This is a genomic window from Nocardioides albidus (genome assembly GCF_006335005.1).
Taxonomy (GTDB): Bacteria; Actinomycetota; Actinomycetes; order Propionibacteriales; family Nocardioidaceae; genus Nocardioides; species Nocardioides albidus.
On record NZ_VDMP01000021.1, the window covers coordinates 24,089 to 42,802 of the forward strand.

Below are 18,714 nucleotides of genomic sequence, written 5' to 3' on the forward strand. Positions count from 1 at the left end.
CCCCAGGCCCGGTTCTGCCCGACGGGCGGGATCACCCCCGCCTCAGCCGCGTCCTACTTGGCCCTGCCCAACGTCGGCTGCGTCGGCGGCTCGTGGATCACGCCCGCCGACGCCGTCGCCGCGGGTGACTGGGACCGGATCAGCGGGCTCGCCGCCGAGGCCGCCGCGCTGCGATAGTCCCTGGGCACTACGCGCGCTGGGCGGCGAAGAAGCCGTCGAGCAGGGCAGCGGACTCGTCGGCCAGCACCCCGGCGACCACCTCGGGGCGGTGGTTGAGCCGCCGGTCGCGGACGACGTCCCACAGCGAGCCGACCGCGCCGGCCTTGTCGTCGTAGGCGCCGAAGACCACCCGGTCCACGCGGGCGAGCACGGCGGCGCCGGCGCACATGGTGCACGGCTCGAGGGTGACGACGAGGGTGCAGCCGGTCAGCCGCCACTCGCCCCGCGCGGCGGCGGCCTCGCGGAGGGCGACGACCTCGGCGTGGCCGGTCGGATCGGCGTCACGCTCGCGGACGTTGCGCCCCGTCCCGACGACCACCCCGGCGGGGTCCACGACGACGGCTCCGATGGGCACGTCGCCGGAGGACAGCGCGGCCGAGGCCTCGGCGAGCGCCGCCCGCATCGGCTCCTCCCAGCGGGCGAGCGGGGTGCTCACGCGGGGTCCCCGACGAGTTGTTCGGCGGAGCGAAGCGGGGGAGAAGAACTCGGTGGGGTGCTCACGCCGAGGTGAGGCCGACGGCGTCGTCGAAGAGGTCGCCGAAGCCGAGCCCGCGAGCGATCTCGGAGAGCATCTCGTCGGGGTAGAGCTCGTCGTCGTCGAGGATCGCGGCGAGGTCCATGGCGTTGACGCCGAGGTCGCTGAGCAGCTCGAGGTCGCCGGCCGGCTCGGGGTCGTCCTCGTCCTCCACCGTCGGCAGGCCGAGGTGCTCGACGACGGCGGCCGCCAGCTCCCACTCGGTCGCCGCGGTGACGTCGGAGAGCATGACCCGGGTGCGCGGACCCGCCACCCGCACGACGAAGAAGAAGTCCTCCTCGACCGCGACCAGTCCGACCGCGCCGCCGTCGCCGGGGAACCGGCGCAGCGCAGCGGCCAGGGTCTCGACGTCCGTGGCGTGGTCGGGCGTGAGCTCGGCGACCCGCCACACCCCCTCCTCGCGGTAGGCGGCGAGCGCGAAGTCGACGGACTCGATGGCCGTGCCGCTAGCGGTCATGTCGTCAAGCGTGGCACGGGAACGGGCACAGGGCCAGAGGAATCACAGGGCCAGAGGAATAGGGTGCTCTCCATGCGCACCCTCGTCGTCGACCACCCGCTCGTCGCCCACAAGCTGACCGTGCTGCGCAACAAGGACACCGACTCCCCGACCTTCCGGTCGCTGGCCGACGAGCTGGTGACGCTGCTGGCCTACGAGGCGACCCGTGACGTCCGTGTCGAGCCGGCCGACATCGAGACCCCGGTGGCGCCGACGACGGGCACCCGGCTCGCGACGCCCCGCCCGCTCGTCGTGCCCATCCTGCGCGCCGGGCTCGGCATGCTCGACGGCATGATGCGGCTGCTGCCGACCGCGGAGGTGGGCTTCCTGGGCATGGTCCGCGACGAGGAGACGCTGGCCGCGACGACGTACGCCGAGCGTCTGCCCGAGGACCTGTCCGGGCGCCAGTGCTACGTGGTCGACCCCATGCTCGCGACCGGCGGGACCCTCGCCGCCGCGATCCGGTTCCTCGTGGACCGCGGCGCCGACCACATCACCGCGGTCTGCCTGCTCGCCGCGCCCGAGGGCTGTGCCCGCCTCGAGGAGGAGCTCGCGGACCTTGAGATCCCGGTCACAGTCGTGACGGCCGCGATGGACGAGCGGCTCAACGAGAGGGGCTACATCGTCCCCGGCCTCGGTGACGCGGGCGACCGGATGTACGGCATCGCAGCGGGCTGACCCGGGCTCGTCCCGCTCATCGCGACGGGCATCGCGTAGATGTACGTCACACGTAAGACGGCAACCGCGATGCAGCCTGGCGTGTGTAGGTTGACCAGCGCTGTGTCCACAGAATGGCTGGAGGCTCGATGCTGATCGGCATCCCGCGTGAGTCGAAACAGGGCGAGACCCTGGTTGCGGCGACTGCGAAGACCGTATCCCAACTGTCCAAGCTCGGCTACGAGATCGTCATCGAGTCGGGAGCCGGCGATCTCGCCGACCAGCCCGACAGCGCTTTCACGACGCTCGACGACCCGGCTGTGCGGGTCGGGACGGCCGACGAGGTGTGGGCCGCCGACGTCGTCGTCAAGGTCAACGCCCCCACCGACGAGGAGATCGGCCGGCTCCGTCGCGGCGCCACGATCATCTCGATGATGGCGCCGGGCCGCAGCCCCGAGCTGCTCGAGCGGCTCCAGACCCAGGGCGTGACCGCCCTGGCGATGGACGCGGTGCCGCGGATCTCGCGTGCGCAGTCGATGGACGTGCTGTCCTCGATGGCCAACGTCGCGGGCTACCGCGCGGTCGTCGAGGCCGCCCACGAGTTCGGCCGGATGTTCACCGGCCAGGTCACCGCCGCGGGCAAGATCCCGCCGGCCCGGGTCTTCGTCGTCGGCGCCGGTGTCGCCGGCCTGGCCGCGATCGGCGCCGCGTCCGCGATGGGTGCGGTCGTGCGCGCGTTCGACGTGCGCCCCGAGGTGGCCGAGCAGGTCGAGTCGATGGGCGCGGAGTTCGTCCACGTCGAGTTCGAGGCCGAGGTCTCCTCCGACGGCTACGCCAAGGAGATGACCGCCGAGCAGGTCGCGGCCACCGCCGCGATGTACGACGAGGAGGCGCGCGCCGCCGACATCGTCATCACCACCGCGCTCATCCCCGGACGTCCGGCCCCGTCGCTGATCACCGCCGAGACCGTCGCCGGGATGCGCAACGGCTCGATCATCGTCGACATGGCCGCGGCCAACGGCGGCAACGCCGCGGGCACCGTCGCCGACCAGCGGGTCGTCACCGAGAACGGCGTCACGATCCTCGGCTACACCGACCTCGCCGGCCGGCTCGCCGCGCAGACCTCGCAGCTGTACGGCACCAACATCGTCAACCTCCTCAAGCTGCTGACCCCGGAGAAGGACGGCGCGCTGACGCTGGACTTCGACGACGTCGTCCAGCGCGGCATCACGGTGGTCCGTGACGGCGAGTCGACCTGGCCGCCCCCGGCGGTGCAGGTCTCCGCGGCCCCGGCCAGCGCGGCGCCCGCCGCCGCCGTACCGGCGAAGGAGCCGAAGGCGCAGCTCACCCCGGGCGGCAAGGTCGCCGTCGTGCTCGGCGCGATCGGCCTGTTCTGGCTCATCAACGCGCTGGCGCCGACCGACGAGCTGCGGCGCCACTTCACCGTGCTGATGCTCTCGATCGTGATCGGCTACTACGTGATCGGGAAGGTCGCGCACGCGCTGCACACGCCGCTGATGTCGGTGACCAACGCGATCTCCGGCGTGGTCGTGGTCGGTGCGCTCGTGCAGGTCGCCACCGCCGACAAGCTGGTGCTCGTCATGTCGGCGGTCGCGATCCTGCTCGCCTCGATCAATGTCTTCGGCGGCTTCGCGGTCACGCGCCGCATGCTCGCGATGTTCAGCAAGGGAGCCTGATCCATGGACATCACCTCGATCACCGGTGCGGCGTACATCGTCGCCGCCCTGCTGTTCATCCTCTCGCTGGCCGGCCTGTCCCGGCACGAGTCGGCCCGCAGCGGCCTGACCTTCGGCATCGTCGGGATGGCCGTGGCGCTCCTCGCCACGGTCGTGGGCGTCATCGACGTCAGCGAGTTCCTGCCCACGGGCGGCGACCGGGCGCTGGTCATCATCCTGATGCTCGCCGCGGTCGCGATCGGCGCCGTCATCGGCCTGTGGCGCGCGCGGATCGTCGAGATGACCGGCATGCCCGAGCTGATCGCGGCCCTGCACTCGTTCGTGGGTCTCGCCGCGGTCCTCATCGGCTGGAACGGTCACATCCTGGGCTCGCACGAGTCGATGGACAGCCTGGTCAACATCCACGAGGCCGAGGTCGCGATCGGCATCTTCATCGGTGCCGTCACCTTCACGGGCTCGATCGTGGCCAACCTGAAGCTGTCGGCCAAGATGAAGTCCGCGCCGCTCATGCTGCCGGGCAAGAACCTCATCAACGTCGGTTCGCTGGTGCTGTTCGCGATCCTCACGGCGATCTATGTCTCGCTCGACACCCACGACAACACCTCGGCCGACCTCCTGCTGGGCGTCCTGACCATCCTCGCCCTGGCGCTGGGCTGGCACCTGGTCGCCTCCATCGGCGGCGGCGACATGCCGGTCGTGGTGTCGATGCTCAACTCCTACTCCGGATGGGCCGCGGCCGCGTCGGGCTTCCTGCTCGGCAACGACCTGCTCATCGTCACTGGCGCCCTCGTCGGCTCCTCCGGTGCGTACCTGTCCTACATCATGTGCAAGGCGATGAACCGCTCGTTCATCTCCGTCATCGCCGGCGGCTTCGGCATCGAGGCTCCGGCGGGCGACGACAAGGACTACGGCGAGCACCGCGAGATCCAGGCCGAGGCCGCCGCCGAGCTCCTCGCCGGCGCGTCGTCGGTGGTCATCACCCCCGGCTACGGCATGGCGGTGGCGCAGGCGCAGTACCCGGTCGCCGACCTCACCGCCAAGCTGCGGGCCAAGGGCGTCGACGTCCGCTTCGGCATCCACCCCGTCGCCGGCCGACTGCCCGGGCACATGAACGTGCTGCTCGCCGAGGCCAAGGTGCCCTACGACATCGTGCTCGAGATGGACGAGATCAACGACGACCTCCCCGAGACCGACGTCGTCCTGGTCATCGGCGCCAACGACACGGTCAACCCGGCCGCGGCCGAGGACCCGACCTCCCCCATCGCCGGCATGCCGGTCCTCGAGGTCTGGAACGCCAAGGACGTCATCGTCTTCAAGCGCTCCATGGCCGCCGGGTACGCCGGGGTGCAGAACCCGCTGTTCTTCCGCGAGAACACCCAGATGCTGTTCGGCGACGCGAAGGACAAGGTCGAGGAGATCGTGCACCACCTCAACTGATCCGCGCTGTACGCCGAAGGGCCGGGTCCGCTGCGGCGGGCCCGGCCCTTCGGCGTCTCGGCCCGGATCAGAGCAGGATCTCGGCGAGCGTCTCGTAGCGGGGACTGCGACGCGGTCCCTCACCCAGGTGGGACGCGATCACCTGCACGGACGCGAGGGGCCAGGACGGGCCGGCGTAGGTGTCCAGGAGCCGGACCCAGCGGGTCATCTCGGTGGGCCGCCCGCCGGTGCGGGCGACGGTGACGTGCGGCCGGAAGCGCTGCCCGTCGACCTCGATGCCGCAGGCGACCGCGGCGTTGCGGGCCCGCAGGGACAGGGTCGCGAGGACGTCGCCGTCGGCCATGCCGGCGATGCCGGTCGCGAGCACCCGGGCCTCGGCGACGTTCGGGAAGACCACCGCGCCGGACAACGACAGCTCCACCGGCTCGAGACCGTCGAGGGACTCGGCCAGACGGTCGACGTACGCCTCGACGCGGTGCTCGTCGGCGTCGGCCATGAACGCGAGGGTGATGTGCAGGTGCTCGGGCCGGGTCCAGCGGAAGGGCGCGGAGGAGCGGCGCGAGTCGAGGAAGGCGTCGAGGTGCTCGATCGCCTCGGGCGGCGGCACGACGGCCGTGAACAGACGCATCGGCCGGCTCAGACCTGGGTGCCGACCAGCTGGCCGATGCCGTAGGTGACAGCCATCGCCAGCAGGCCGCCGATCACGTTGCGGATGACGGCGCGGCTGGGCGAGCCGTAGCCGAACCGCGCGCTGAGCCACCCGGTCAGCATGAGCGCCGCGACCACGGCGACCACGGTGACCGCGACCCGGACCTCGGCCGCCACCAGCACGATGGTCAGCAGCGGGAGCAGGGCGCCGAGCGTGAACGACAGCATCGAGGCCAGCGCGGCGTTCCACGGGCTGGTGAGGTCGTCGGGGTCGATGCCCAGCTCGATCTCGGCGTGCGCGGCGAGCGCGTCCTTCGCGGTGAGCTGCTCGGCGACCTGGAGCGCCAGGTCGGGATCGAGCCCCTTGTCGACGTACAGTCCGGCGAGCTCGGCGAGCTCGTCCTCGGGCTCGTCGCGCAGCTCGCGGCTCTCCTTGGCCAGCAGTGCCTCCTCGGAGTCGCGCTGGGTGCTGACCGAGACGTACTCGCCGGCCGCCATGCTCATCGCGCCCGCGGCCAGCCCGGCGATGCCGGCGACCAGGATCGCCGTGCGGTCGCTGGTCGCGCCCGCGACGCCGAGGACGATGCCCGCCGTCGACACGATGCCGTCGTTGGCGCCGAGCACCCCCGCGCGCAGCCAGTTGAGCCGGTCGTTGAAGCCCTCCTGGTGGGGCTCGTCCGCGTGGGGTCCGATCGCCTCGTCCGGTGCTCCTGCCTGCTCATCCACTCCGGTCACCCCTCCATGATCCCCGACGCGGGGCAGGGCGCGCGATCACATTCGGAGGCGGCGGTTCAGCGGGGCGGTTCCCGCGCTTGTCAGGGGTGGCAACACCCCTGACAAGCGCAGGAGACTCAGAGCCCGAGATCGCGCCCGATGAGCTCCTTCATGATCTCGTTCGAGCCGGCCCAGATCTTGGTGACCCGGGCGTCGCGCCAGGCGCGGGCGACGCGGTACTCGTTCATGAAGCCGTAGCCGCCGTGCAACTGGACGCAGTGGTCGAGGACCTCGGACTGCACCTGCGAGGAGAACCACTTGGCCTTCGCAGCGTCGATCGCGGTGAGCGTCTTCTGCGAGTGGTTGAGGACGCACTTGTCGATGTACGCCTCGGCCGCCTCGATGCGGGTGACGAGGTCGGCGAGCAGGAACTTGTTGTGCTGGAAGGTGCCGATCGGCGCCCCGAAGGCCTGGCGCTCCTTGGCGTAGTCGATGGTCTCGAGCAGGATCTGCTTGGCGTGGGCGACGTTGGACACCGCGCAGCCGAGCCGCTCCTGCGGGAGCTTCTCCATCATGTGGATGAAGCCCATGTTGAGCTCGCCGATGATCTCGGCGTCGGTGACCCGGACGTTCTCGAAGAACAGCTCGGCCGTGTCGGACTCCTCCATGCCGACCTTGTCGAGCTTGCGGCCGCGCGAGAAGCCCTCCTGGGTGGCCTCGATGCCGAAGAGGGTGATCCCCTTGGGCCCCTTCTCCGGGTCGGTGCGCACGGCGGTGACGAAGAGGTCGCCGGAGTAGCCGTTGGTGATGAAGGTCTTCGAGCCGTTGATGATCCACGAGTCGCCGTCGCGGACGGCGGTGGTCTTCAGCGCCGCGAGGTCGGAGCCGCCCCCCGGCTCGGTCATGCCGATGCCGAGCAGGATCTCACCGGACGCGACACCCGGGAGCCAGCGCTGCTTCTGCTCCTCGGTGCCGAGCTCCACGATGTACGGCGCCGTGATGTCGGCGTGGATGCCGTGACAGGTGGGGTACGCCGCACCGACCTTGGAGAGCTCCTCCTGCAGGACGGCGTTGAACCGGTAGTCGCCGGCGTCGGAGCCGCCGTACTCCTCGGGGATGCACAGGCCGAGCAGGCCCTGCTTGCCGGCCTCGAGCCAGAACTCGCGCGGCAGCGCCTTGGCCTTGATGTGCTCCTCGGTGTGGGGCAGCACGGAACGGTCCACGAACTCCTTGACGGATGCGCGGAAGGCCTCGTGGTCCTCGTCGTAGATCTCACGCTTCATGGCTCGGACTCTACTCGCGGGTCACTTGCGCGGTCGTTGTCCCCGGGCACAACAACGCGGCCCCGCGGGTTGGTCAGGCGCCCGCCGGCACGACCCGCTTCGGCATGAGCAGGCCGGCCAGGACCAGCCCTGTGCGAGCGCCGCGACGGCGAGGAGGACGGCGTGCAGCGCCGGCAGCCACACGGGGCATTCCCTCCCTAGACTCGGCCCATGGCCGCCCACGACACCCGGATGCTGCTGTTGGGGGCCGTCGCGTTGTTCGAGCCGGTCAACGGCTACCAGATCCGCCGCGAGCTGCTGTCGTGGAGCGTGGACGACTGGGCCCACCTGAACCCGGGCTCGATCTACAGCGGTCTGGCCACGCTGACCAAGCAGGGCTTCATCGTGCGTCACGACCTCGACGACGGCGGGCGGGAGGTGGCCGTCTACGAGTCGACGGCGCAGGGGCGCAGCGAGCTGGAGCGGCTGGTGACCGCCGGCCTCGAGGAGGTCAGCGTCGTGGACCGCAAGGGGTTCAGCGCGGCGTTCGGCCTGCTGCCCCTGGTCCCCGAGGATCAGGCGCTGCGCTCGCTGGTACGGCGCCGGGTGGCGCTCGAGGAGCTCGTCGCCCGCCTCGCGCAGCCGCCCGCCCCCGGCGACGCGCCGCCGCACGCCCTGCGCACCGTCATGCTCTGGCTCGACCTCGCCACCGCGGAGCTCGCCTGGCTGCGCGAGTCGATCGAGGAGATGAAGGCCGGCCGGCTCGCCCTCGACGCGTCGACCTGGACCCCGCCGGCGGACGACCCGGGTTGGCAGATGAACGCCGACCGCGAGCGCTACCGGGCCCTCCTCCGAGGCTGAGTCCGGGCCCGTCCCGGCCACCGATGAATGTCGGCGGTCGGTGCTGTCGTCTCTCCGGGGCGGCACGTTTGACATGCGGTGTTCAAGTTTGAATACTGGCCACTGTTCAACCTTGACTACGAGGGGATTCGACCATGATCCGGGCGCGAGGACTCGTGCAGACCTTCCACAGCGGACGGGGCAAGCAGCGCAAGGAGGTCCACGCCGTGCGCGGCGTCGACCTCGACGTCGCGGAGGGCGAGGTCGTCGGCTTCCTCGGCCCCAACGGCGCCGGCAAGACGACGACGCTGCGGATGCTGACCACGCTGCTCCGGCCGACGGCGGGCACGGCGACCGTGGCCGGCTTCGACGTCGCGACCCAGGCGGTCGACGTACGCCGCAGCATCGGCTACTGCTCGCAGGTCGGCTCGACCTTCTCCGGCGCCTACGCCGGGGACGAGGTCGTCGACCACGGGATGCTCTACGGGATGCCGAGGAGGGCGGCCGTCGCCAAGGGCCACGAGCTCTTCGAGAAGCTGCAGCTCGACGGCCTGTGGCGGCGGATGCCGAAGAACATGTCCGGCGGGCAGAAGCGGCGCCTCGACATCGCGATGGCGCTCATCCACTCCCCCGGCCTGGTGTTCCTCGACGAGCCGACCACCGGACTCGACCCGCAGGCGCGGATCAACCTGTGGCAGCACATCGCCGACCTGCGGGCCAAGGAGGGCGCGACCGTCTTCCTCACCACCCACTACCTCGACGAGGCCGACGCGCTCGCCGACCGCATCGTGATCATCGACAAGGGCGAGCTCGTCGCCAGCGACACCGCCGACAACCTCAAGGCGGCGGTCGCCGGCGACCTCGTCGACCTCGAGGTCTCCACCGACGAGCAGGTCGCCACCGCCCGCGACAAGCTCGCCTCGATCAGCTCCGACGTCGAGGTCGAGGGCCACCACGTCCGCGGCCGGGTGACCCGCGCGGGCAAGGCCGTCCCCGGCCTGCTGCGCGACCTGGAGGGCTCCGGCGTCGCCCTCGAGTCCATCGAGGTCGTCCGCCCCACCCTCGACGACGTCTTCCTCACCCTCACCGGCCGCTCGCTGCGCGACGCCGAGGCCGCGACCACCGAAGGAGCCCCCGAGTGACGACCTTCCTGCGCGAGTCCTGGATCGTGTTCAACCGCCAGCTGCGGATGAACCTGCGCAACCCGGCCTGGGTGATCATCGGGATGCTGCAGCCGGTGCTCTACCTGCTCCTGTTCGGGCCGCTGCTCGAGCCGGTCATCGCCCAGCTCGGCGGCAACAAGTACACCTGGTTCGTGCCGGGCATGCTGGTCCAGCTCGGCATCTTCGGCGCCTTCTTCGCCGGATTCTCCCTCATCGGCGAGTGGCGCGAGGGTGTCATCGAGGCCGAGCGGGTCACCCCCGCACACCGCTCCGCGCTGCTGTTCGGCCGGCTCTACCGCGACCTGCTGCAGCTGTTCGTGCAGGCGGTGATCCTCGTGGTCCTCGGCCTGATCATGGGCATGGACGCCTCGTTCGGCGGGATCGTGGTCGGCGTCGTGCTCACCCTGCTGCTCGGCGGCGCGTGCGCCGCGGCGTCGAACGCGCTGGCCCTCACCACCAAGAGCGAGGACGTGATGGCGCCGGTCATCAACGTCGTGATGATGCCGGTGCTGCTGCTCAGCGGCATCCTCCTGCCGATGAGCTTCGGCGCCGGCTGGCTGGAGCGCACCAGCGACTTCATGCCGATCCGCCACGTCGTCGACGCCGTCCGGTCCGCCTTCTTCGGCGACTTCGACGCCTCGATGCTGTGGGGCGTCGGCTGGACGGTGGTGCTGTTCGGACTCGCGGTGTGGTGGGGCACGTCGGTGTTCAAGAGGGAGAACGCCTGACCGGGCGGCCGCCCGCGCCAGGTCGCCGCCGAGCCACCCGGCACGTGCCCGGGTCCCGTCGGATCGAGCCGTGCCTCACCCGGTGACCAGCGGAACCGAGGACGGCCGACGCCCTGCGCGGGCCCGATCCCGCCCCTAGCATCGGCGGGGTGGAGCCGAGCGCAGCACCGTCGCGCCCGTTCGCCGTCTCCGTCGAGCGCGGCCTCCACATCGCGATCGGTGTGGTCATCCTCGCCAAGACCATCGTCTTCGTCGCGGCGCTGACCGCCCGGCCGTCGTACGACGCGGGCGACGTCCTGCTGTCCCTGGTCGTGGTCGCCAGCGTGGCAACCGCCGGCGTGCACTGCGTCCTGGGCCGGCCCGGCCGTCTCGACGTGGCGCTGTGCACGGTCGCCATGGTGGCGGGAGCGTTGCTCCACCAGGGCAGCACGCCGCCGGTCGGTGCGGCGGACTCCCCGATCATCCACCTCGCCGAGCCGATGCTGCTCGTGGTGGCCGTGCGGATGCGAGCGCTCACCGTGCTGGCCGTCGCCGCCCTCTACGTCGCCCTGCGTTGGGAGACCGGCGGCGATGCGACCGCGCTGCGCTACGGCGTGCAGGAGGCAGCGTTCATCACGGGCACGGTGCTGGCGGTGTTCGTGCTGGTGGGCCTCATGCGCCGCACGGCCGCGCGGGCCGAGGCGGCCCTGCGGGCCGAGGGCGCACGACAGGCGGCGCAGAGCGGTCGCGCGGAGATGGATGCCACCGCGTTCCTGCACGACGAGCTCGTCCCGGCGCTGCTGTCGATCGCCGGCCTTCCGCGGGCCGAGCCGTCGATGGAGGCCGCGGCCACCGCGCTCGACGGGCTCACCACGCCGGCACCGCCCGGGTCGCGGGCCCAGCTCGTCGAGCAGGTCCGGGCGGTCGCGGACAGCAGCGGGCTGGACGTGCTGCTCGTCGTGCGGGGGCGGCGCGCCGCCGTACCCGAGGACGTGCGGGACGCTCTCGTCGGCGCCACCCGCGAGGCGCTGCGCAACGTGGCCCGACACAGCGGCGTGCACCGCGCGACGATCACCGTCGCGCAGCGCCCCGGGCGGGCCCGCGTCAGGGTCGAGGACGACGGCGCCGGCTTCGCCGTCACCCCGGGCGTGGGGCTGCGGGTCGCGGTCACGGGCCGGATCGAGGCCGTGGGCGGCACCGCCCTGGTCGAGAGCGCACCGGGCGCCGGGACGCGGGTGACCCTCGACTGGCGCGCCCGCCGGCTCGCGCGGCTCCTCGGCGCCTCCTCCGACACCGACACCTTCGCCCGGGCTGCGGTCGGCCGACCGGGCCGGGCCGCACTGCAGGCCTGCGGAGTCCTGATGGCCGGGTACGCCGGGTCCGGCCTGCTGCTCGCCGCCGACGGGGTGCGCCAGCCGGCCACCTGGGCGGGCGCGGCCGTCGTCGCGGTCCTCGTCGTGGGCCTCGGGTGGCGGATCGACCGGGGACCGGCGTCCGCCGGCGTCGTCGGCCTCGGCGCCGTCGCGCCGGCGATCGTGCTCGGCCTGGTCCTGCCCACCGTGTCGCACGAAGGCCTGGGCGGCCTGGAGTCGTGGATCGTCGAGTTCACCGCCCTCCCGGCGATGGTCCTGGCCTGGACCATCTCGCTGCGGGTGGTGGCCCTGTTGCTGGCGCCCAACGCCGTGGTCATCTCCCTCGTCGGCATCCAGGCGGGCGTCTCCGCCGCCGAGCTGCCCAACCTGCTGTTCGTCCAACCGCTGAACACCTTCTTCGTCGCGGTCATCATCGGCGTCTGCCGCCGCGCCGGACTGGTGCTCGCCGGCGTCGACGCCGCGACCGGACCCGACCGCGGCAGCGCCGCGCGCCGCCTCCTCGGTCCGCTGCTGCCCGAGGTGGAGCGCACCCTCGCCACACCGACCAGCGCCGAGGCCGCAGCGGACGCGGGCGTGCTGGCGCACTGCGTGCGCGACTGCCTCTACCTGCCCGGCCCGGCCCACCTCGCGTTGCGCGAGGAGCTGCGCCACCTGCGTCGGGCCGGCGCGGACATCGTCGTCACGCTGCACGCGGACCTCGCCGACAGCGCCACCCTCGCCCGCGCCGTCGCGGTCCTGCGCGCCATCGCGCCGCGCCGGGTCACCGTCTCCGGCACCGACCTGCAGACCAGCCTGGTCGTGGTCCCCGCGATCCCGCCGGCTGCGGCGGCGGCCGTCGCCGACGCCCTGCCCCGGACCTGGGTGATGAACCCCGACCCCGACGCCACGCTGTTCTCGGGACCACCCGGCGAGCTGACGGCTGACGCCGCGGAGCCCGACGTCAACCGTCCAGGTGGCCGTCTGCTCGCGCCCGGCTGATCAGGCCGTGCACGTTGCCGGTCTCGACCCCGCCCTCGCGGTAGGCCTTCGCCGCGCGGGCGAGGTGCTCGCGCACCGTCACCTCGCCGATGCCGAGCTGCCGGCCGACCATGCGGTACGGCAGTCCGGCGCTGACGGCGCGCAGGATCTCGATCTGCCGGGGCGAGAGCCGCGTGCCGACGTCCTCGTCGGACAGCAGCATCGTCGCCAGCTGGCTGGAGCAGGCCAGGTCGCCCGCCACCGCGTCCCGGATCGACTGCGCGATCGACTCGACCGGGTCGACCTTGAGGATGAGTCCCGCGGCGCCGGCCCCTATCGCGCGTCGTACGGGCACCGGCCGCTCCTCCGCGGTGAACAGCACGACCACCAGTCCGTGCTCCACGAGGGTCGCGACCGTCTCGTGGGCCGGCGGCTGTCCCGGGATCCTCATGTCGAGCAGCACGACGTCGAGCCCGTCGTGCGCCCGCTCGAGGAGCTCGTCGGCCGATCCCGCGATCGCCACCAGGCGCATGTCCGGGGCCGTCTCCGCGAAGGCCGCGCCGAGCCCCAGCAGCACCACGGGGTGATTGTCGATCGCCCCGACACGGATCAGCCGACTCACGGCCGCGATTATTCGCGGACGCAGGCGGCGGCAGGCGCCGAATCCCGAGTTCTTTGCGTACGGCCCTGTCCGGACTTCCCCTGGTGGGGGAGATCCACGCTCAGGTCTAGACCAGCACGCGGTCCTGCGGGACGCGCGGCGCGTCCGGCGTCCCGACGTCCTCGCGGAAGCCGTGCCGCTCCCACCAGCGGGCGAGCGGGCCGGGCGCCCACCAGTTCCAGCGCCCGAGCAGCTTCATCGTCGCCGGCACCAGCAGCGCGCGCACCACCGTCGCGTCGACCAGGATGGCGACGAGCATCCCGAGGCCGAGCATCTTCATGAAGACGACGCCGCTGAGGCTGAACGCGCCGATCACGACCGCGAGCAGGAGCGCGGCGCTGGTGATGATCCGGCCGGTCTTCTGCACCCCCGTCTGGACGGCGAGGTCGTTGTCCCCGGTCGCGTCCCACTGCTCCCGGACCCGGGACAGGAGGAACACCTCGTAGTCCATGGACAACCCGAACAGGACCGCCAGCATCACGATCGGGTTGGTGAGGTCGAGGAAGCCCTGGGGGGTGAAGCCCAGCAGGCCGGCCAGGTGGCCGTCGCTGAAGATCCAGGTGACGACGCCGAACGAGGCCGTGATCGAGAGGGCGTTCATCAGCACGGCCTTCAGGGGCAGCACCACCGACCCGAAGGCCAGGAAGAGCAGCACCAGCATCACGCCGACGACGATCGCCCCCATCAGCGGGAGGTGGTCGCCGACCGAGCTCGCCAGGTCGACGGTGTCGGCCGTCAGGCCACCCACGAGGGCGTCCGACCCGTCGGGCGCGGCGACCCCGCGCAGGTCGCGGACGACCTGCTGGGAGTGGTCGGTCTGGCTGTTGCCTTCCCACGCCGCGCGCAGCAGCGTGGTGTCGCCCTCGCTCGCCACCGGCCGGACGTCGACCACACCGGGGACGTCGTCCAGCGCTTGCGTGTACGACGTCAGGCCGGCCTCGTCCGCGCCGCGCACCAGGATGTTGGCGGTCGAGCGCTCCGGGCCGAACTCCGCGTTCAGCCGCTCGGAGGCCTGGTGGGAGGGGGTGTCCGCGGGCAGCACGCGGTAGTCGACGCTGCCCCACTTCACGCCGAGGAACGGCGACGCCACGGCGAGCAGCACCACGACCACGGCGGCGGCGACCAAGACCGGGCGGCGCATCACCGCGCGCGCCAGTCGGGCCCACGCGCCGTGGCCGGTCTCGACCGGCGTGGCCCGCTGCAGGAAGGGGATCCGGACCGCGTCGATGCGGGTGCCGAGCAGGGCCAGGACCGCGGGCAGGACGGTGAGCGCGGCGAGCATCGCGATCAGCACGGCCGCGATGCCGCCGTACCCGATCGACTTGAGGAACGTCTGGGGGAACACCAGCAGCGAGCTCATCGCGGCCGCGACGGTGAGGGCGGAGAAGGCGACGGTGCGTCCGGCAGTGGCCATGGTCCGGACCACCGCGCCACGGGTGTCGCCGGGATCGCGGTCGATCTCCTCGCGGAAGCGGGAGACCACGAAGAGGGCGTAGTCGATGGCCAGGCCCAGGCCCAGCAGGGTGATGATGTTGGGCGCGAAGATCGAGACGTCGACGAGCTGGTTGAGACCCGCGATGGTCGCGCGAGCCCCGAGCACGGCGACCAGGCCGACGAGCACCGGCATCAGCGCCGCGACGACGCTGCGGAAGATGACGAGCGACAGGAGCAGCACGATCGGCATCGACACGATCTCCGCGCGCAGGAGGTCGGACTTCGTCTCCTCGTTGACGTCGGTGTAGACCGCGTACGGTCCGGCGAGGTCGGTGTCCAGCGAGCTCGCGCCGACGGCCGGACGGAGCCGGTCGAAGGAGTCGATGAAGTCGTTCTGGCTCTCGCCGGCGAGCGAGACGTAGACGGCGGTCGCGTGACCGTCCTTGCTGACCATCGCGGGGTCGGCGACGTCGTACCAGGTCAGGACGGAGACGACGCTTTCCTGCGGGATGGCGGCGACCGTGCGCCGGACCTCGGCCCGGAAGGCCGGGTCGTCGGCCATCTCGTCCTCGCTGGAGAAGATCACGATCGCGTCGATCGAGCGGTTGCCGAAGGTCGACCGCTCGAGGGCCAGCTCCCGAGCGGACTCGGTGCCGGGGTCGTCGAACCCGCCCGCCGCGAGCTTGTCCTCGAGGCCGATGCCGGCGAGCGCGGCGAGCGCGGTCACCCCGAGCCCGACCAGCAGCACCGCCACGGCCCGGCGCACGACCAGGGCACCCCATCGCTCGATCATGACGACTCCTCCCGAAGGCCGCGTGTACTCGCGTGAACCTCCGTCAGTTTAGTTTACGGCGTAAACGGTAAACAGTGTAAACTGCTGCCGTCAAGTGTTCACCCGGCTGACCGGGTCGATCTCGAGGAGTCCCGTGCCGCATCTCCGCGCACCCACCACCCGCAGGGAACGCCAGCGCGAGGCGACGTACGACGAGATCGTGGAGGTCTCCGCCCGCCTGCTCGCGGAGGGGGCCGATCTGTCCCTGCGCGCGGTCGCCGCGGGGATGGGGATGACCGCGCCGGCGCTCTACCGCTACGTCGCGAACTACCAGCAGCTCGTCGACCTCGTCGCCTTCGAGCTCGACAAGGCGGCGACGGCCGAGTGGGCCGAGGCGGCCTCCCGCTTCCCCGAGGACGACCCGGCCGCGCGGCTCGCGGTCGCCTGCGCACGCTTCCGGCAGTGGGCGCTGGCGAAGCCCCGGGAGTTCGCCCTCGTCTTCGCCAACCCGATCGCCGAGGGGGACAGCGATCGACGCGAGCTGCTCACCCTGTCGACCTCGGGCCATTACTTCACCGACCTGCTCTGGCAGATCTGGGAGATCTACCAGTTCCCCTTCCCGTCGCTCGACGAGCTCGACCCGGTCGTGCGCGAGGCGGTCCTCGACCCGCTGATCCCGGCCAAGGCCGAGCACATCCCTACCGAGGACCGCGGCCTGCTGTGGGTCTACATGCGCGCCTGGTCGGCGCTGTACGGCGTCGTCACGCTGGAGTCCACGGGGCACTGCGACCCGCGCGTGATCGAGTCCGGCCAGCTCTTCCGCGCCACCCTGCTCGACTGGCTCGAGCCGCTCGGCCTGCAACACGAGCGCCCGCGGATCGTCCGGATCCTCGACGAGGAGCTGGCCGTGCCGGGCCCGAGCTGAGCCTGAGCTGAGCCGGGCCGCTCAGGACCAGAGCACCTCGCGGGCCCACACCGGCACCAGATCGCCGGCCCGGCCCTGTCGCGCCTCGTGGAAGAAGTGGCTGCCCTCGCTCGGCTCGAGGTTGAGCTCGAGGGTGCGGGCACCGTGGCGGCGAGCGTGCTGGACGAAGCCGGCCGCCGGGTAGACCGCGCCCGACGTACCGATCGAGACGAACATGCTCGCCTCGGCGAGCGCGTCCGCGATCCGGTCCATCTCGTAGGGGACCTCGCCGAACCACACGACGTCGGGTCGCAGATCGTGGACCCCGCAGCCCGGGCAGGCCGGCTCGTCGCTCAGGGCGCCGGTCCACGGGAAGGTGCCTCCGCAGGACCGGCACAGCGCCTTCAGCAGCTCGCCGTGCATGTGGACGACATGGCGCGACCCGGCCCGCTCGTGGAGATCGTCGATGTTCTGGGTGACCACCAGCAACGCCGAGCCCAGGCTCTCCTCGAGCTCGGCCAGGGCCCGGTGCGCGGCGTTCGGCTCGACCTTGGCGAGCGCGGCCCGTCGCTCGTCGTAGAAGCGCTGCACCATCGCGCGATCGCGCTCGAAGCCCTCCGGCGTCGCGACGTCGTCGACCCGGTGGCCCTCCCAGAGACCGTCCTCGTCGCGGAACGTCGGCACGCCGCTCTCGGCGGAGATGCCGGCACCGGTCAGGACGACGATCTGAGGCACGCTGGGAGGCTACCTGCCACGAGGGTGACCGCCGTCACCCGGCCATCACGCGAGCCCGGGGCGCGGCGGGCGCCGCACCACTCAGGAGTCGAATCCCAGACCGAGCGCGTCGAGGGTGCGCAGCCAGGCGTTGCGGCGGCCTCCCCGCTGATCGGCCCGGTCCAGGGACCACCGGGTGGCCTGGATGCCGATGGAGGCGATCGGCTCCGGAGGGAAGGGGACCGGCATCCGGCGCACCATGTCGAGGCGGGTGCGCTCGGTGTCCAGCCCGGCGAGGCGGTCGAGCATCACGTCGGCCGCGAAGCGGGAGGCCCCCACCCCGAGGCCGGTGAAGCCTGCGGTGTGGGCGACCCGGCCGTTCATGGCCCGCCCGTGGAAGGCGCAGAAGCGGGTCGAGGTGTCGATCGCGCCGGCCCACTGGTGGCTGAACCGCAGGCCCTCCAGCTGGGGGAAGGTCGTGAGGAAGTGCTCCGCAAGGCGTCGGTAGGTCTCGGGGCGCCGCTCATAGGCCGGGCGCACCTTGCGGCCGAAGTGGTAGACGGCGTCGTATCCGCCCCACAGGATCCGGTTGTCGCGGCTGAGCCGGTAGTAGTGGAACTGGTTGGCCATGTCGCCGACGCCCTGGCGGCCCTCCCAGCCGACGGAGGCGAGCTGCTCCGCGGTGAGCGGCTCGGTCATGAGGACGTGGTCGTAGACCGGCACCGTGTGCATCCGGTAGCGCGCCAGCAGGCTCGGGAACACATTGGTGGCGAGGGCGACGCGACGGGCGCTCACGGTGCCGCCGGTCGTGGTGACCCGGACCGGGCCCTGCCTGCCGTCGCCCGAGATGCCGGTGGCACGGGTGCTCTCGAAGATCTCGACGCCGAGGTCGACGGCGACGCGGGCCAGCTCGGTGGCCAGCTTGGCCGGGTGGACCAGCGCGACGTCGGGGTCGAGGACGCCGGCGAGGTAGGTCGGGCTGTCGACCAGCGCGCGCAGCGCGTCGCCCCCGATGACCTCCGCTCCGCTCTCCCTCAGTGCCGCGACCTGGTGGGGCTCGATCGCCACGTCCAGCTCGCCGGTGCGCTCGAAGTCGCAGTCCATCGCGAACTCCGCGACCGTCGCCTCGATCGCCGCCAGGTTGGCGGTGCCGAGCCGCTCGAGCTCGTCGTACTGGTCGGGCCAGCGGGACCGGCCGTTCTCCTCGCCGTGGGTGATGCTGGCCGCGCAGAACCCGCCGTTGCGCCCCGAGGCCGCCCAGCCGATCCGCTGGGCCTCGAGCAGGACCACCCGCCGGTCGGGCTCGCGCTGCTTGGCCAGCACGGCGGTCCACAGCCCGGTGTAGCCGCCGCCGACGACCAGCAGGTCGGTGTCGATCGAGCGGGTGAGGGAGGGGTACGCCGCCCGCTCGCCGAGGTCCTCGATCCAGAAGCAGCCGTCCCGCACGCCTGCGAGCGCATGGTCGACGACGGCCGGGGCGACGGGCGTGCGGGAGAAGACGGTCCCGCGGACGGTGGTTGCCAC

The 18,714-nt window shown here is 72.0% G+C and carries 17 protein-coding genes and 1 pseudogene; 9 read left to right on the forward strand and 9 right to left on the reverse strand.

All coding sequences use genetic code 11. The features are described 5' to 3' along the window. Positions 1 to 177, forward strand: a pseudogene (locus FHP29_RS22605) (keto-deoxy-phosphogluconate aldolase); the annotation flags it as partial. Between the two features lie 10 nt (positions 178 to 187). Here FHP29_RS22605 and FHP29_RS07835 read toward each other — a convergent pair. Both FHP29_RS07835 and FHP29_RS07840 read right to left on the reverse strand, forming a co-directional pair. After that, on the reverse strand, positions 188 to 622 hold the full coding sequence (locus tag FHP29_RS07835) for a nucleoside deaminase (protein WP_139622475.1): 435 nt from the start codon (positions 620 to 622) through the stop codon (positions 188 to 190). A gap of 94 nt (positions 623 to 716) precedes the next feature. Beyond that, positions 717 to 1,211: a tRNA adenosine deaminase-associated protein gene (locus tag FHP29_RS07840; RefSeq protein WP_139622318.1), complete on the reverse strand. Its 495-nt coding sequence runs from the start codon at positions 1,209 to 1,211 to the stop codon at positions 717 to 719. Between the two features lie 72 nt (positions 1,212 to 1,283). Between FHP29_RS07840 and upp the strand changes: the two genes are divergently transcribed. From upp to pntB, 3 genes are all read left to right on the forward strand, one after another. Then, positions 1,284 to 1,928: a uracil phosphoribosyltransferase gene (upp, locus tag FHP29_RS07845; protein WP_139622319.1), complete on the forward strand. Its 645-nt coding sequence runs from the start codon at positions 1,284 to 1,286 to the stop codon at positions 1,926 to 1,928. 128 nt (positions 1,929 to 2,056) lie between these two features. Continuing rightward, a complete protein-coding gene (locus tag FHP29_RS07850) occupies positions 2,057 to 3,604 on the forward strand; it encodes a Re/Si-specific NAD(P)(+) transhydrogenase subunit alpha (RefSeq protein ID WP_139622320.1) in 1,548 nt (515 codons plus the stop codon). 3 nt (positions 3,605 to 3,607) lie between these two features. Beyond that, positions 3,608 to 5,041, forward strand: coding sequence for a Re/Si-specific NAD(P)(+) transhydrogenase subunit beta (pntB, locus tag FHP29_RS07855; RefSeq protein ID WP_139622321.1), 1,434 nt, complete (start codon positions 3,608 to 3,610; stop codon positions 5,039 to 5,041). 67 nt (positions 5,042 to 5,108) lie between these two features. Here pntB and thpR read toward each other — a convergent pair whose 3' ends face one another. The 3 genes from thpR to FHP29_RS07870 form a co-directional block, all read right to left on the reverse strand. Then, the gene (thpR, locus tag FHP29_RS07860) at positions 5,109 to 5,669 is read right to left on the reverse strand and encodes an RNA 2',3'-cyclic phosphodiesterase (RefSeq protein ID WP_139622322.1); all 561 of its coding nucleotides are present in this window, start codon (positions 5,667 to 5,669) and stop codon (positions 5,109 to 5,111) included. A gap of 8 nt (positions 5,670 to 5,677) precedes the next feature. Continuing rightward, positions 5,678 to 6,424 carry a VIT1/CCC1 transporter family protein gene (locus FHP29_RS07865; protein ID WP_420813397.1) on the reverse strand — a complete coding sequence of 249 codons (747 nt, stop codon included), beginning with the start codon at positions 6,422 to 6,424 and terminating at the stop codon, positions 5,678 to 5,680. A 116-nt stretch (positions 6,425 to 6,540) separates the two neighbouring features. After that, positions 6,541 to 7,686 carry an acyl-CoA dehydrogenase family protein gene (locus FHP29_RS07870; protein WP_139622323.1) on the reverse strand — a complete coding sequence of 382 codons (1,146 nt, stop codon included), beginning with the start codon at positions 7,684 to 7,686 and terminating at the stop codon, positions 6,541 to 6,543. 210 nt (positions 7,687 to 7,896) lie between these two features. Here FHP29_RS07870 and FHP29_RS07875 point away from each other — a divergent pair, with 210 nt between their 5' ends. From FHP29_RS07875 to FHP29_RS07890, 4 genes are all read left to right on the forward strand, one after another. Then, the gene (locus tag FHP29_RS07875; protein ID WP_240044385.1) at positions 7,897 to 8,526 is read left to right on the forward strand and encodes a PadR family transcriptional regulator; all 630 of its coding nucleotides are present in this window, start codon (positions 7,897 to 7,899) and stop codon (positions 8,524 to 8,526) included. Positions 8,527 to 8,660: 134 nt separating this feature from the next. Beyond that, entirely contained in the window at positions 8,661 to 9,647 is a 987-nt protein-coding gene (locus FHP29_RS07880) for an ATP-binding cassette domain-containing protein (RefSeq protein ID WP_139622324.1), read from the forward strand. Further along, positions 9,644 to 10,396, forward strand: a complete 753-nt coding sequence (locus tag FHP29_RS07885; protein ID WP_139622325.1) for an ABC transporter permease — start codon at positions 9,644 to 9,646, stop codon at positions 10,394 to 10,396. Before FHP29_RS07880 ends, FHP29_RS07885 begins: the two co-directional genes overlap by 4 nt. 149 nt (positions 10,397 to 10,545) lie before the next feature. Then, entirely contained in the window at positions 10,546 to 12,726 is a 2,181-nt protein-coding gene (locus tag FHP29_RS07890; RefSeq protein WP_139622326.1) for a sensor histidine kinase, read from the forward strand. Here FHP29_RS07890 and FHP29_RS07895 read toward each other — a convergent pair. Further along, the gene (locus FHP29_RS07895; RefSeq protein WP_139622327.1) at positions 12,689 to 13,327 is read right to left on the reverse strand and encodes a response regulator; all 639 of its coding nucleotides are present in this window, start codon (positions 13,325 to 13,327) and stop codon (positions 12,689 to 12,691) included. The genes FHP29_RS07890 and FHP29_RS07895 overlap by 38 nt on opposite strands. Before the next feature lie 106 nt (positions 13,328 to 13,433). Continuing rightward, a complete protein-coding gene (locus FHP29_RS07900) occupies positions 13,434 to 15,593 on the reverse strand; it encodes an MMPL family transporter (protein ID WP_139622328.1) in 2,160 nt (719 codons plus the stop codon). Positions 15,594 to 15,726: 133 nt separating this feature from the next. Between FHP29_RS07900 and FHP29_RS07905 the strand changes: the two genes are divergently transcribed. Beyond that, complete coding sequence (locus tag FHP29_RS07905; protein ID WP_139622329.1) at positions 15,727 to 16,497, forward strand: TetR/AcrR family transcriptional regulator; 771 nt, start codon at positions 15,727 to 15,729, stop codon at positions 16,495 to 16,497. Between the two features lie 21 nt (positions 16,498 to 16,518). Here the strand turns inward: FHP29_RS07905 and FHP29_RS07910 are convergent, their stop codons facing one another. Continuing rightward, positions 16,519 to 17,211, reverse strand: a complete 693-nt coding sequence (locus tag FHP29_RS07910; protein ID WP_139622330.1) for an NAD-dependent deacylase — start codon at positions 17,209 to 17,211, stop codon at positions 16,519 to 16,521. 81 nt (positions 17,212 to 17,292) lie between these two features. Then, the gene (locus FHP29_RS07915; RefSeq protein ID WP_139622331.1) at positions 17,293 to 18,714 is read right to left on the reverse strand and encodes an NAD(P)/FAD-dependent oxidoreductase; all 1,422 of its coding nucleotides are present in this window, start codon (positions 18,712 to 18,714) and stop codon (positions 17,293 to 17,295) included.

Excerpts from the sequence above, each read along its gene's own strand:
- FHP29_RS07835 (WP_139622475.1), bottom strand. The coding sequence starts at position 622 with ATGCGGGCGGCGCTCGCCGAGGCCTCGGCCGCGCTGTCCTCCGGCGAC.
- FHP29_RS07840 (WP_139622318.1), bottom strand. The coding sequence starts at position 1,211 with ATGACCGCTAGCGGCACGGCCATCGAGTCCGTCGACTTCGCGCTCGCC.
- upp (WP_139622319.1), top strand. The coding sequence starts at position 1,284 with ATGCGCACCCTCGTCGTCGACCACCCGCTCGTCGCCCACAAGCTGACC.
- FHP29_RS07850 (WP_139622320.1), top strand. The coding sequence starts at position 2,057 with ATGCTGATCGGCATCCCGCGTGAGTCGAAACAGGGCGAGACCCTGGTT.
- pntB (WP_139622321.1), top strand. The coding sequence starts at position 3,608 with ATGGACATCACCTCGATCACCGGTGCGGCGTACATCGTCGCCGCCCTG.
- thpR (WP_139622322.1), bottom strand. The coding sequence starts at position 5,669 with ATGCGTCTGTTCACGGCCGTCGTGCCGCCGCCCGAGGCGATCGAGCAC.
- FHP29_RS07870 (WP_139622323.1), bottom strand. The coding sequence starts at position 7,686 with ATGAAGCGTGAGATCTACGACGAGGACCACGAGGCCTTCCGCGCATCC.
- FHP29_RS07875 (WP_240044385.1), top strand. The coding sequence starts at position 7,897 with ATGGCCGCCCACGACACCCGGATGCTGCTGTTGGGGGCCGTCGCGTTG.
- FHP29_RS07880 (WP_139622324.1), top strand. The coding sequence starts at position 8,661 with ATGATCCGGGCGCGAGGACTCGTGCAGACCTTCCACAGCGGACGGGGC.
- FHP29_RS07900 (WP_139622328.1), bottom strand. The coding sequence starts at position 15,593 with ATGATCGAGCGATGGGGTGCCCTGGTCGTGCGCCGGGCCGTGGCGGTG.